The sequence below is a fragment of the Silanimonas algicola genome (assembly GCF_054777375.1).
In genome coordinates this window covers 742,501-755,577 of record NZ_BAAHAS010000003.1, presented here as the reverse complement: position 1 = coordinate 755,577, position 13,077 = coordinate 742,501, and the positions used below count along the sequence as shown (strand labels likewise).

12 protein-coding genes, 2 rRNA genes and 1 pseudogene (1 of these 15 only partly in view) are annotated in these 13,077 nt (G+C 65.6%); 6 read left to right on the top strand and 9 right to left on the bottom strand.

Features of this window, described 5'->3' with window-relative positions; translation table 11 throughout:
- Nucleotides 1–9: 9 nt before the first annotated feature.
- Both ACYVAK_RS13460 and ACYVAK_RS13455 read left to right on the top strand, forming a co-directional pair.
- Entirely contained in the window at nt 10–945 is a 936-nt protein-coding gene (locus ACYVAK_RS13460) for a complex I NDUFA9 subunit family protein (protein ID WP_461061817.1), read from the top strand.
- Entirely contained in the window at nt 917–2,209 is a 1,293-nt protein-coding gene (locus ACYVAK_RS13455) for a multifunctional CCA addition/repair protein (protein WP_461061816.1), read from the top strand. The genes ACYVAK_RS13460 and ACYVAK_RS13455 overlap by 29 nt, the downstream gene beginning before the upstream one ends.
- Here the strand turns inward: ACYVAK_RS13455 and ACYVAK_RS13450 are convergent.
- The 7 genes from ACYVAK_RS13450 to tsaD form a co-directional block, all read right to left on the bottom strand.
- Nucleotides 2,169–2,561 (bottom strand): VanZ family protein, encoded by a 393-nt coding sequence (locus ACYVAK_RS13450; RefSeq protein WP_461061814.1) that lies wholly within the window; start codon nt 2,559–2,561, stop codon nt 2,169–2,171. The two genes, ACYVAK_RS13455 and ACYVAK_RS13450, sit on opposite strands and share 41 nt — an antisense overlap.
- Nucleotides 2,562–2,572: 11 nt before the next feature.
- Nucleotides 2,573–3,757, bottom strand: a complete 1,185-nt coding sequence (locus tag ACYVAK_RS13445; RefSeq protein ID WP_461061812.1) for a class I SAM-dependent methyltransferase — start codon at nt 3,755–3,757, stop codon at nt 2,573–2,575.
- A gap of 74 nt (nt 3,758–3,831) precedes the next feature.
- The gene (locus tag ACYVAK_RS13440) at nt 3,832–4,323 is read right to left on the bottom strand and encodes a 6-pyruvoyl trahydropterin synthase family protein (RefSeq protein ID WP_461061810.1); all 492 of its coding nucleotides are present in this window, start codon (nt 4,321–4,323) and stop codon (nt 3,832–3,834) included.
- Nucleotides 4,320–5,006, bottom strand: coding sequence for an SDR family oxidoreductase (locus ACYVAK_RS13435; RefSeq protein ID WP_461061808.1), 687 nt, complete (start codon nt 5,004–5,006; stop codon nt 4,320–4,322). The genes ACYVAK_RS13440 and ACYVAK_RS13435 overlap by 4 nt, the downstream gene beginning before the upstream one ends.
- A 17-nt stretch (nt 5,007–5,023) precedes the next feature.
- Complete coding sequence (locus ACYVAK_RS13430; protein WP_461061806.1) at nt 5,024–5,770, bottom strand: hypothetical protein; 747 nt, start codon at nt 5,768–5,770, stop codon at nt 5,024–5,026.
- Nucleotides 5,763–6,122 (bottom strand): dihydroneopterin aldolase, encoded by a 360-nt coding sequence (gene folB / locus ACYVAK_RS13425; RefSeq protein ID WP_461061804.1) that lies wholly within the window; start codon nt 6,120–6,122, stop codon nt 5,763–5,765. The genes ACYVAK_RS13430 and folB overlap by 8 nt, the downstream gene beginning before the upstream one ends.
- Before the next feature lie 22 nt (nt 6,123–6,144).
- The gene (gene tsaD / locus ACYVAK_RS13420; protein ID WP_461061802.1) at nt 6,145–7,209 is read right to left on the bottom strand and encodes a tRNA (adenosine(37)-N6)-threonylcarbamoyltransferase complex transferase subunit TsaD; all 1,065 of its coding nucleotides are present in this window, start codon (nt 7,207–7,209) and stop codon (nt 6,145–6,147) included.
- A 158-nt stretch (nt 7,210–7,367) separates the two neighbouring features.
- Here tsaD and rpsU point away from each other — a divergent pair, with 158 nt between their 5' ends.
- From rpsU to ACYVAK_RS13400, 4 genes and pseudogenes are all read left to right on the top strand, one after another.
- Nucleotides 7,368–7,583 (top strand): 30S ribosomal protein S21, encoded by a 216-nt coding sequence (rpsU, locus tag ACYVAK_RS13415; protein ID WP_294066543.1) that lies wholly within the window; start codon nt 7,368–7,370, stop codon nt 7,581–7,583.
- Nucleotides 7,584–7,659: 76 nt separating this feature from the next.
- Nucleotides 7,660–8,109, top strand: coding sequence for a GatB/YqeY domain-containing protein (locus tag ACYVAK_RS13410; RefSeq protein WP_461061800.1), 450 nt, complete (start codon nt 7,660–7,662; stop codon nt 8,107–8,109).
- A gap of 89 nt (nt 8,110–8,198) precedes the next feature.
- Nucleotides 8,199–9,473: pseudogene (dnaG, locus tag ACYVAK_RS13405) on the top strand (DNA primase); the annotation flags it as partial.
- A 63-nt stretch (nt 9,474–9,536) separates the two neighbouring features.
- A complete protein-coding gene (locus ACYVAK_RS13400; protein ID WP_461062150.1) occupies nt 9,537–10,133 on the top strand; it encodes a hypothetical protein in 597 nt (198 codons plus the stop codon).
- 164 nt (nt 10,134–10,297) lie between these two features.
- Here ACYVAK_RS13400 and rrf read toward each other — a convergent pair.
- Both rrf and ACYVAK_RS13390 read right to left on the bottom strand, forming a co-directional pair.
- Nucleotides 10,298–10,410 (bottom strand): 5S ribosomal RNA (rrf, locus tag ACYVAK_RS13395).
- Nucleotides 10,411–10,532: 122 nt separating this feature from the next.
- Nucleotides 10,533–13,077 (bottom strand): 23S ribosomal RNA (locus ACYVAK_RS13390); it runs 306 nt beyond the window's last position.

The window sequence follows — 13,077 nt, the reverse complement described above, 5'->3', positions numbered from 1 at the left end:
GGAGCGACCATGAAGATCACCCTGCTCGGCGCCACCGGTTTCGTCGGCCGAGTCCTCCTCGCCCGCCTCGCCCAGGAAGGCCACCAGCTCACCGTGCTGTCGCGGAATCCGCACGCGCACCTCGTGCGCCTCCTGCCGCCCGGCACGCGTGTCGTCACAGGCGATGTCTACGATCCCGAATTGTTGAAAGCGACGTTCGCCGGCACCGACGCGGTCATCAACCTCGTCGGCATCCTCAACGAGGCGGGCGACAACGGCCGCGGGTTCCACCGCGCCCATGTGGCGCTGACCAAGCTCGTCATTGCCGCCTGCCAGCTGGCGGGAGTCCAGCGCCTGCTGCAGATGAGCTCGCTCAACGCCGGCCGCGGCGACAGCTTCTACTTGAAGACCCGAGGCGAGGCGGAGGCCGCGGTGAAGGCCAGCGGCCTCGATTGGACGATCTTCGAACCCTCGGTGATCTTCGGCATCGGCGACGGCTTCTTCTGCCGCTTCGCCGAGCTGCTGAAGCTCAGCCCCGTCCTGCCGCTGGCGAAAGCCGGCACGCGCTTCGCCCCGGTGTATGTCGGCGACGTGGTCGAGGCCATGCGCCGCGCCCTGCACTCGCGCGCGACGGTCGGGCAGGTCTACGAGCTCTACGGTGCCGACGTGATGGCGCTCGGCGAGCTCGTGCGCTTGACGGCGAAGCAGCTGGGCCTGAAGCGCGTGGTCGTGCCGCTGCCCGATGCGCTGGCCCGCCTGCAGGCCTTCGCTTTCGACTTCGTGCCGGGCAAGCCGTTCTCCTCCGACAACTACCGCTCGCTGAAGCTCGACTCGGTCGGCGCCATCGACGGCCTGCACCAGCTCGGCATCACCCCGACGCGCATCGGCCAGCAGCTCGCGACGATCCTGGGTTCCCCCGCGGAAAAGCAGCCGCGCTATGACCGCTACCGCAGCACTGCCCGCTGACGCCCACGTCTACCTCGTCGGAGGCGCCGTACGCGACGCCCTGCTGGGTCGTGCGCCCGGCGATCGCGACTGGGTCGTGGTCGGCACCGACGTGGATTCGATGCGCGCGGGGGGCTTCCGCGCGGTCGGCGCGGACTTTCCCGTCTTCCTCCATCCGGATACCGGCGAGGAATACGCCCTGGCCCGAACCGAACGGAAGTCCGGGCGCGGCTACACCGGCTTCGTCGTGCATGCCGACCGCTCGGTGACGCTCGAGGACGACCTGCGGCGCCGCGACTTCACCATCAATGCGATGGCCCAGGCGGCGGACGGCGCGCTCGTCGATCCGCTCGATGGCCACGCCGACCTCGAGGCCCGCGTGCTGCGCCACTGCAGCCCGGCCTTCGCCGAGGATCCGCTCCGCGTGCTGCGCGCCGCCCGCTTCATGGCGCGCTTCGCCCCACTCGGCTTCCGCGTCCACGACGACACGCTCGCCCTGATGCGCGGCATGGTCGAGGCCGACGAGCTCGCCCACCTCGTGCCCGAGCGCGTCTGGCAGGAGCTGAAGCGCGCGCTCGGCGAAGCCCAACCCTCCGCCTTCCTGCAGACGCTGCGCACCTGCGGCGCGCTGGCCGTCGTGCTGCCCGAGGTGGACGCCCTGTACGGCGTGCCGCAGCGCGCCGAGTACCACCCGGAAGTGGACACCGGCGTGCATGTCGAGATGGTGGTCGACATGGCGGCGAGGCTGGCGCCGGGCGAGGCCGCCATCGGCTTCGCCGCGCTCACGCACGACCTTGGCAAGGCGCTGACGCCGGCCGACGTGCTGCCCCGCCATCCGATGCACGAACACGCGGGCCTGAAGCCCCTCGCCGCGCTGTGCGCGCGCCTCAAGGTGCCGAACGCCGAGACCCAGCTCGCCACCGACGCCTGCCGCGAGCACCTCAACGTGCACCGTTTCGACGAACTTCGCGACGCGACGGTGTACGAGCTGATCGAGCGCTGCGGCGGCCTGCGCCAGGGCTCGCGCATCGACGCGCTCGCGTCCGTGTGCGAAGCCGACAAGCGCGGCCGACTTGGCCATGCCGAATCCGACTACCCGCAGGGCCGGGCACTGCGCGCCTGCCGCGATGCCGCCCTCGCCCTGCAGGCCAAGGACGTCATGCGCGACGGCCTGGCGGGTCCGGCCATCGGCGAGGCCTTGAAAAAGGCCCGCATCGCCGCGATCGGCGCGGCACGGCGGGCCCTCAGCGGCGGAGCCGTGCCTCCAGCCACGCCGGCAGGCTGATCCATAAACCGAGCGCGGTGCCGAGGCCCACGCCCAGTGCGTTGGCCAACATGTCCAAGGCGTCGCGCTGCCGGTCCACGGTGAGCGCGCCCTGCGCCCATTCCATCGCCGCGCCGAGCACCAGCAGCGACAGCAGGGCCGCGCGACGACCCGGTGTCGTCGCGAAGCAGCCCATCGCCCACCACGCCAAGGCGGCGTAGGCCAGCGCGTGGTTCAGTTTGTCGGCATGGGGAAACAGCGGCGCCGCGCCTGGCACGGGTGGGCCGAGCGACAGCAGAAGGCACAGCGCCCAGCCGACGGCCCAGAGTCCGATCCAAGCCCCGCGCCAACGCAGCGCGATGCGATCGCCCATCGTCGCCCCGCTCACAGCCGCCTCGACAGTTCGCCGAAAGCGAATGCCGCCGAGAGGTCGACGTCGCGGGTGAAGCCCATCACCTGGAAGCGCTCACCCATCTCGCCCGGCATCGTCAGCTTGCGGATCTCATTGGTGCGGCGGTAACGCTCGCGATCGTCGACCAAGGCCTCGGCCTCGGCGATGCGCTGGGGCAAGCCATTGGCGATGAGGAAGCTCGACTGGCTGCAATAGCCGGCGAAATCGAAACCGGCATTCGTGCCGGCTTCGGCCAACGCGGTGAAATCGACGAAGGCGGTGATGTCCTGCAGCCCCGGCAGGAAGAACGGATCACCGTGCGCGCGATGGCGGTAATGGCAGACCAGCGTGCCGTCGCTACGCTCCGGCAGGTAGAACTCGCGGCGCGGGTAGCCGTAGTCGACGAACAGCATGGCCCCGTGTTTCAGCAAGCCGCCGATGGCCTGTATCCAGTACGGAAGCTGGGGCAGCACCTCGGAGCGGTAACCGTCCGGCAGCGGCGCTCCCAGCGTGCGTTCGACGTGGCGCACCGATGCGCGCACCAAGGCATCGGCGGGCTGGTCCACGCGGATGAATTCGCCCTTCGCATCGAGACTGACGAACTCCTCGTACACCTCGCCCCCGCGGATCGCGAAACGCGTGGTCGGCAGCGCATCCAGAACTTCGTTGGCGAACAGCACGCCGGCCCATTCGCCCTCCGGCGGCCCGTCCAGCCAGTCGCAACGCGCGAACACCGCCGGTGGCAGATGCTCCCGCAGCCGCTGCTGCTGGCGCTGCCGGAGATCGGCGCTGGGTTCGAGGATGGCGTAACGCTCGGGCAACACGCCGAGGCGCTCCGCATGCTGCAGGAAGGCGATGGCGAACGCGCCACTACCCCCGCCGAGCTCGAGGAATCCAGGATGCGGCAAGCCACGCAGAATGGGCGATACCGCCTCGCAGACGCATTCCGCGAACACGTTGCCGAGCTCGGGCGAGGTGATGAAATCGCCGGCTTCGCCGAACTTGCTCGCCCCGGCGCTGTAATAGCCGAGTCCCGGCGCGTACAAGGCCAGCTCCATGAAGCGGGCGAAGGAGATCGTTCCGCGCTCGTGGCGAATGGCCGCCTGCAGGAGCGCGGCGAGGCGGGCACTGTGGGCCCTCGCCTCGATGCTGGGTTCGGGAAGGCCGAAAGTGCTCATGCGTCATCCGGAGGACGGTGGGGCGGGGCGGCAACGCCGCCCGGGAAGGCAGGCGGCATCCACGGAAGGAGGATTCAGCCGGAGACCGTCACCCATTGTCCATCACCGGAGCCGATGCCGACCTCGCACCGCGATGGAAGCTCGACCCCCGACTCGGCGAGCGTCCGGAGCACGTCGGATCGGACCACCTCGGCGAGGGCCTCGCCGGTGATGTTCTCGACGGGCAACACGATGACGTCGCCGGCGGGGAAAACGAACCGCGAGGGGCCGATCGTGGCTTCGATGGCCCCGTCGGCTTCTGCGATGCGCAGGTAGCGCGATGCCGACGGCAGCAAGAGATACTCGTCGAGACCGGCACAGACCTTGCGCAGGGCCCGCTTCAGCAGGCCGTAGTCGACCGCCATGCCGTCGCCGCGAACGACGTAGGTCGCGACCATGCGGACCCGGTAGTTGTGGCCGTGGAGGCGCTCCCGGGAACCGTCCGGGAAGATGGTGAAATGCGCGGCGGAGAACTTGATGTCCTCCTTGCTGATCTCGATCTGGACTTCGCGTTCGACGGGGTTCAACCGATGTCTCCCTGCATGGGCCGCATGATGACTTCCTCGAGGACGGCCGATCGGCTCAAGCGATGGGCCAGCACCGCGACCTCGGCGACGTCCGATGGCGCCATGAACCGCGCGGCCGGAAGATCCACCCCCGCCCACGAGTCGGTGAGCGTGGCACCCGGGAGGATCGCGACGACAGCGATGTTCTTGGGCTTGAGCTCCTCCCGGAGGCTGCGCGACATACCCAAGAGCCCGTGCTTGGCGACCGAGTAGGCGAACCCGCTCGGATAGCCCTTGATCGATGCCACGCTGGCGATATTGATGATCGTCGCATGGGACGAAGCCTCAAGATGGGGCATCGCGGCCTTGGTGAGCATGAAGGCCGATCGCAGGTTGGCGTCCATGGCCGACACGAACCGCGAGGTGTCGCTTTCCGCCAACGTGCACGGATCGAAGAACCCGGCGTTGTTGACGAGGACGTCGATGCCACCGAAGCGTTCCGCCCCCCACTCCACGAAGCCGAGGCAGTCCGACTCGACGGTCACGTCCGCGCGGAACCCCGACAGCCCGGGCGTTGTCGCCAGGGCTCCCTGCAGCGCCCGCTCTCCCCGGGCGCAGATCCCCACATGGCTGGTGTTCGCGAGGAAGGCCCTCGCGATCGCCAAGCCGATCCCTTTCGACCCGCCACTGATGAGAACGTTCATGGGGTTCTATCCTCGTTCTAGAGCGGCCGTGGCCACTGGTCGCCGACGACGAGCGACACGTTGTTCCGCATCGCCGACCGGAGCACGGATTGCGTCATCATCGCGATGTCCTGGGCGACGAAGAGCTGTTTCTCCGGGCTCTTCAGGAAGCCCTCGCCGTCGATCGTCCACGTCGTCCAGATCGACGTGACGTCTCGGCCGCCAGGCTTCACGGGTTGGTACTTCACCCTCGTCCAACCCACGCTACGCGCGCCGGCGAAGGTCGGTGCAAAAGCATTCCTGAGCTCCTGGGTGAGTGGTGAATCCGCCCAGAAGATGACGATCACGCGATTGACGTTCAGGCCGACCCAGCAGCGGAGCACGGGGGCCTGCGCTCCGGCCTCCCCGTCCAGTGCGATTTCATACTGCGCGCCGAAGATGTCGCGGATACCGGCCGGTGGCGCGACACGCACCTTCAAGTCGCCTTCAGCGGTGATCTTCCGCAGATAGCGGGGGAGATGGTCCAGCAGCCATCGCCGGGTCTTGTCACGAAGCGTGGCGACACTGACGTCGGCCTCGGCGAAGAAAAGCACGAGGGCGAACAACAGTCCGGTCGCCGCCATCTGGAGGATGGACATGCAGACCAGGAACCAGTCGCGGAAGCCGGTGTTGCCCACGTTCGCCAGGACCAACCATGCCGACCCGACGAACAGGACGAGCAGGATGCCAACCAGCAGCAGGCGCACCCAGGGCGGCAGGCTGATGAGGTTCTTCGAATCAACCATGGTCTCTCGCCCTGTGGACGACGATCCCGACGGCCGCTGCCGGCGACGAAGGGATCCGCTTCCGGGCCGTCACCGAGACGGAATGGACGGGCAACTCCCGGAGCACATGTTCGGCGATGGCACCCGCGCAGGCCTCCAGCAGCCGGTACTTCCCCTCGATCGCGGTACGGCGGGCGATCTCGATCACCGTCGTGTAGTCGACCGCGTCCTCGATGGCGTCGCTGTCCGCGGGCTTGCGGTTGTCGAAGCCCATCTCGATGTCGAGGACGATCGGCTGCTGGATGCGCCGTTCCCAGTCGTGGATGCCGATCGTGCACTCGATCTCGAGCGCCTCGACGAAAACCTTGTCCATCGGAAGTCCTTGCAAGGAGCGCTCAGCCTGCCAGCGGCGATGGCAAGGCCGCGACAGCGTCGAGGCTGGCCATGTCCCAGCGCGGCTGCACGCGGAACTCGAAGTCGCGCTGCCCAGCCGCGAGCCGGGTCGCGCCGGCGAAGGCGATCATCGCGCCATTGTCGGTGCAGAACTCGAGGCGCGGGAAGCTCACCGCGAGCTTGCGCTTCGCAGCCAGCGCCGCGAGGCGGGCCCGAAGCTGCCGGTTGGCCCCGACGCCGCCGGCGACGACGAGCGCCCTCATGCCCGTTTCGCGCAGGGCACGCTCGCACTTGATGGCCAGCGTCTCGGTCACGGCATCCTCGAAGCCGAGGGCGAGATCGGCCTTGGTCGCGTCGGCGCGGTCCGAGGCCTGCCAGGCCAGCAGCACCTGGGTCTTCAGGCCGCTGAAGCTGAAATCGAGCCCGGGCCGGTCGGTCATGGGCCGCGCGAACTTGAAGCGGCTCTCGCGCCGCCCCTCGGCCTCGGCCGCCGCCCGCCCCTGCAGGGCCAGCGCGGCGAGTTGCGGGCCACCGGGATACGGCAGGCCCAGCATCTTCGCGGTCTTGTCGAAGGCTTCGCCGGCCGCGTCGTCCAAGGTCTCGCCGAGCAGGGTGTAGCGGCCGATGCCCTCCACCGCGACAAGCTGGGTGTGCCCGCCCGAAACGAGCAGGCAGACGAAGGGCGGCGGCGCGGCGCCGGCTTCCAGCAGCGGCGAGAGCAGGTGCCCTTCCATGTGGTGGACGCCCACGCTGGGCACGTCCAGCGCCCAGGCCAACGCGCGGCCGGTCGCGGCCCCGACCAGCAGCGCGCCGATCAGGCCAGGGCCCGCCGTGTAGGCCACGCCGTCCAGATCGGCCACGGCGACCCCGGCCTCGTCGAGGGTCTGGCGTACCAGCGGCAGCAGCTTGCGGACGTGGTCGCGGCTGGCGAGTTCCGGCACCACGCCGCCATATTCGGCATGCAGGGCCACCTGGCTGTAGAGCGCATGCGCCCGCAGGCCGCGTGCCGTGTCGTACACGGCCACGCCGGTTTCGTCGCAGGAGGATTCGAGGCCGAGGACGATCATGGGGTGCGCGGGGCATGGGCGGCCGGCGCGGCGTGCCGGTGGGCAGCGGAGGCCAGTCCTGAACAAGGGGCGGGGCTGACTTGCACGGCCCCGGAAAGCCCGCGTATCATACGCGGCTCACCCGGAGCACCGGGTATTTTGTCGACCCGAGAACCCCTATGCCCAACGTCAAAGTCCGCGAGAACGAGCCGTTCGAGTTCGCGCTCCGTCGTTTCAAGCGCACCTGCGAAAAGGCCGGCGTCCTCGCCGAGACGCGCAAGCGCGAGTTCTATGAAAAGCCGACGCAGGAGCGCAAGCGCAAGGCCGCTGCCGCCGTGAAGCGTCAGCTGCGCCGCTCGTCGCGCGACGTCACCAAGCGCCAGCGCCTCTACTGAGCGCGGCGCCTGCCGCAAGAAGCCGGCCCGCCTCAGGCGTCGCCGGCTTTTTGTTTTTCCAGCCCCGGAGAATCCCATGTCCCTCAAGCAGCAGCTCACCGACGACATGAAGACCGCGATGAAGGCCGGCGAGAAGGATCGCCTCGCCACCATCCGCCTCATCAATGCCGCCCTGAAGCAGAAGGAAGTCGACGAACGCATCACGCTCGATGACGCGGCCGTGCTGGCCGTGCTCGAGAAGATGGTCAAGCAGCGCAAGGACTCGATCAGCCAGTACGAGGGTGCGGGCCGCGAGGACCTCGCCGCCGTCGAGAAGGCCGAGATGGCCATCATCCAGGCTTACCTGCCGGCCCAGCTCTCCGAAGCCGAGATCGATGCCGCCATCCAGTCCGCGATCGCCGAGGCCAATGCCGGCACCGGCCCCGCCGCGATGGGCAAGGTCATGGGCGTGCTGAAGCCGAAGCTCGCCGGCAAGGCCGACATGGGCCTCGTCCCGCAGCGCCTCAAGGCCGCACTGGCCGGCTGAGCCGCGCCGTGCCCCTTGCGGCCACGATGCGCCGCACGGCGGCGCCGGTCATCGCCCTGCGCGCCGGCCCGAAGCCGTAAGCTTCCCCCATGGCCGGCCGCATCCCCGACAGCTTCATCGATGGACTGCTCGCTCGCGTCGATATCGTCGAGCTGATCGGCTCGCGCGTCCCGCTGAAGCGCAAGGGCAAGGAATACACCGCGTGCTGCCCGTTCCACGACGAGCGCACGCCGTCGTTCTACGTCAGCCCGACGAAGCAGTTCTACCACTGCTTCGGGTGCGGCGCGCACGGCACGCCAATCAAGTTCCTGATGGAGTACGACCGCCTCGAGTTCGTCGACGCGGTCGAGGAACTCGCGAAACGGCTCGGCCTCGAAGTGCCGCGCGAAGCCGGCGGCCGCGAGGCGCCGCGCGAGGGCCAGGACCTCTATGCCGCGCTCGATGCCGCGCAGAAGTACTTCCAGCGCGAGCTCGCGAACAGCGAGGTCGCCAAGCGCTACCTCGAGAAGCGCGGGTTGGACGCCGCCACCATCGAGAAGTTCGGCATCGGCTGGGCGCCCGATGGGTGGAACGGCCTGATCGATGCGCTCGGCAAGGGCGATGCCCGTCGCATCGACCTGCTCGACAAAGCCGGACTGCTGTCGAAGAACGACAGCGGCCGCATGTACGACAAGTTCCGTGCCCGCGTGATGTTCCCGATCCACGACCGCCGCGGACGCGTCATCGCGTTCGGCGGACGCGTCATCGAGAAGGACGACGGCCCGAAGTACCTGAACTCCCCGGAGACGGTGCTGTTTCACAAGGGCCGCGAGCTCTACGGCCTGTGGCATGCGCGCCAGGCGCACAGCAAGGTGCCTCGCCTCATCGTGGTCGAAGGCTACATGGACGTCGTCTCGCTCTGGCAGTTCGGCATCACCACCGCCGTCGCCACGCTGGGCACCGCCACGACGCCCGACCATGCGGAGCTTCTGTTCCGCAACGCAGGCGATGTCTATTTCTGCTTCGATGGCGACGCGGCCGGTCGCCGCGCGGCGTGGAAAGCCCTCGAGTCCGTACTCCCGCGCATGACCGACGGTCGCCAGGCGTTTTTCCTGTTCCTGCCGGAGGGCGAAGACCCGGACACCGTCGTCCGCTCCCAGGGCGCGGCCGCCCTCGACGCCGCATTGGCCTCCGCACAGCCCCTGAGCGAGTTCTTCTTCGCCCAGTTGGCCAACGACGTCGATCTTTCCAGCGCCGACGGCAAGTCGCGATTGGCGGAGCGTGCGAAGGCCTACATCGCCCGCATTCCCGACGGCGAATTCCGCGATCGCATGCAGGCGCTGCTCGTGCAGCGGACGGAAGTCGGCTTTCATGCGAGCGCCAAGCTCGCCGACTTCACGCGCGAGCTGGTCGAGCTCGGCAGCCAGATCCAGCGCGACGCGCTCGACATGTCCCAAGGGCGCATGCCGGAAGGCTATCTCGTCAGCGTGCCGCAGCTGAGCAACGAACGCTTCCCGCGGCGGTCGGCAAGCAGCGACGGCGCGTCGCGATTCGATCGCGGGGGCTACGGACGGCGCCCTCGCACGGCGGCCGACCGCATCCTTGCCGAGCTCCCGACGTTGAGTGCGCCACGCCCGGCGGGCGTCGACCATCGACGCAGCTTGGTGCGCACCGCCATCAGCCTGCTGCTCAGCCGCCCCGCACTGGCCGAACACGTGACCGACCTCGACTGGATCGAAACGCTGGAGCAGCCGGGCGTACCGCTGTTTGTGGAACTGGTGAAGCTCGCCAGCCATCGCCCCGGACTCAGCACCGGCGCCTTACTCGAGTCATGCGCCGATCATCCGCAGGTCGAAGCACTGCGGAAGCTCGCCGCACAACCGATGGCTGGCGACGATGCCGGCCTAGAGGCGGACTTCCTGGGCTGCGTGAGGAAGCTGTGCCAACAAGCCATGGCGCAGCGCCTCGAGTGGCTGAAATCCCAGCCGACGCTCGGCGATGACGAGAAGGCTGAGCTCCGCGCGCTGCTGTCGCATCGCCTGTGACGCGGACCCAAAGTAAGCGGCTAAGTTTGCAACCAACAGCAAGACGCGAACGCCGTTTCCGCTGGTGAGCCATCAGCGGCGCCCGTCGACGCAGGTGCTCCATGGCCGTCCGATTTGTGCAAAGAAAAACCCCGCCCTATGAGGGGCGGGGTTTAGGTGTAAGGCCCTGGCGATGACCTACTCTCGCATGCGGATGCACACTACCATCGGCGCGTGCGCGTTTCACTTCCGAGTTCGGGATGGGATCGGGTGGTTCCACGCAGCTATGTTCACCAGGGAGAGGGTGGAGGGTCGCTGTTGCCTGTTGGCTCAAGCGCTCACGCTCTCATAGGGTCTTGTGACGTAACAGTTTGGTTTGACTTGTCTTCTGTGTCGAAGGGCAAGGCAACTTGAGGTTATATGATCAAGCCGCACGGATCATTAGTATCGGTAAGCTCAATGCATTACTGCACTTACACACCCGACCTATCAACGACGTAGTCTTCATCGTTCCTTTAGGGGACTTGTGTCCCGGGAGATCTCATCTTGAGGCGCGCTTCCCGCTTAGATGCTTTCAGCGGTTATCGCTTCCGAACATAGCTACCCGGCAGTGCCACTGGCGTGACAACCGGAACACCAGAGGTTCGTCCACTCCGGTCCTCTCGTACTAGGAGCAGCCCCTCTCAAATCTCCAACGCCCACGACAGATAGGGACCGAACTGTCTCACGACGTTCTGAACCCAGCTCGCGTACCACTTTAAATGGCGAACAGCCATACCCTTGGGACCGACTACAGCCCCAGGATGTGATGAGCCGACATCGAGGTGCCAAACACCGCCGTCGATATGAACTCTTGGGCGGTATCAGCCTGTTATCCCCGGAGTACCTTTTATCCGTTGAGCGATGGCCCTTCCATACAGAACCACCGGATCACTAAGACCTACTTTCGTACCTGCTTGATCCGTCGATCTTGCAGTCAAGCACGCTTCTGCCTTTGCACACATTGCGCGATGTCCGACCGCGCTGAGCGTACCTTCGTGCTCCTCCGTTACTCTTTGGGAGGAGACCGCCCCAGTCAAACTACCCACCATACATGGTCCCCGACCCGGATAACGGGCCCAGGTTAGAACGTCAAGCACATCAGGGTGGTATTTCAAGGATGGCTCCACCGAAGCTGGCGCCTCGGTTTCATAGCCTCCCACCTATCCTACACAGACGAACTCAACGTTCAATGTAAAGCTATAGTAAAGGTTCACGGGGTCTTTCCGTCTTGCCGCGGGAACGCTGCATCTTCACAGCGATTTCAATTTCACTGAGCCTTGGGTGGAGACAGCGCCGCTGTCGTTACGCCATTCGTGCAGGTCGGAACTTACCCGACAAGGAATTTCGCTACCTTAGGACCGTTATAGTTACGGCCGCCGTTTACTGGGGCTTCGATCAAGAGCTTCGCTTGCGCTGACCCCATCACTTAACCTTCCAGCACCGGGCAGGCGTCACACCCTATACGTCCACTTTCGTGTTTGCAGAGTGCTGTGTTTTTGATAAACAGTCGCAGCGGCCTGGTCACTGCGGCCTCCATTGCTGGAGGCGTACCTTCTCCCGAAGTTACGGTACTATTTTGCCTAGTTCCTTCACCCAAGTTCTCTCAAGCGCCTGAGAATTCTCATCCTACCCACCTGTGTCGGTTTACGGTACGGTCTTGCGTGAGCTGAAGCTTAGAGGCTTTTCCTGGAAGCGTGGGATCGGTGACTTCGTCCGATAGGACTCGTCTCGTACTTCGGCCTTAAAGGGCAGCGGATTTGCCTACCGCCCAAGCCTTTGCACTTTCCCCGGGACAACCAACGCCCGGTACACTTACCCTTCTCCGTCCCCCCATCGCACTCACGCGAGGTGCTGGAATATTAACCAGCTTCCCATCGACTACACCTTTCGGTCTCGCCTTAGGGGCCGACTCACCCTGCGCCGATGAACGTTGCGCTAGGAAACCTTGGGCTTTCGGCGTGCGGGCTTTTCACCCGCATTATCGTTACTCATGTCAGCATTCGCACTTCCGATACCTCCAGCAGCCTTCTCAAGCCACCTTCGCAGGCGTACGGAACGCTCCTCTACCGCGCACACAAAGTGTGCACCCCAAGCTTCGGTACATCGCTTAGCCCCGTTAAATCTTCCGCGCAGACCGACTCGACCAGTGAGCTATTACGCTTTCTTTAAAGGATGGCTGCTTCTAAGCCAACCTCCTGGCTGTCTATGCCTTTCCACATCGTTTTCCACTTAGCGATGATTTTGGGACCTTAGCTGTGGGTCTGGGTTGTTTCCCTTTTCACGACGGACGTTAGCACCCGCCGTGTGTCTCCCGCATAGTCTGTCCTGGTATTCGGAGTTTGCCATGGTTTGGTAAGTCACGATGACCCCCTAGCCATAACAGTGCTCTACCCCCAGGAAGATTCGTGCGAGGCGCTACCTAAATAGCTTTCGAGGAGAACCAGCTATCTCCGGGTTCGATTAGCTTTTCACTCCTAGCCACACCTCATCCCCTACTTTTGCAACAGGAGTGGGTTCGGGCCTCCAGTGCGTGTTACCGCACCTTCACCCTGGGCATGGCTAGATCACCCGGTTTCGGGTCTACTTCCTGCGACTATGCGCCCTATTCAGACTCGGTTTCCCTTCGCCTACCCTATACGGTTAAGCTCGCCACAAAAAGTAAGTCGCTGACCCATTATACAAAAGGTACGCAGTCACCCTTGCGGGCTCCTACTGCTTGTACGCATACGGTTTCAGGTTCTATTTCACTCCCCTCTCCGGGGTTCTTTTCGCCTTTCCCTCACGGTACTGGTTCACTATCGGTCAGTCAGGAGTATTTAGCCTTGGAGGATGGTCCCCCCATGTTCAGACAGGGTTTCACGTGCCCCGCCCTACTCAATTTCATCATCGTGGCCCTTTCACATACTGGGCTATCACCGTCTAT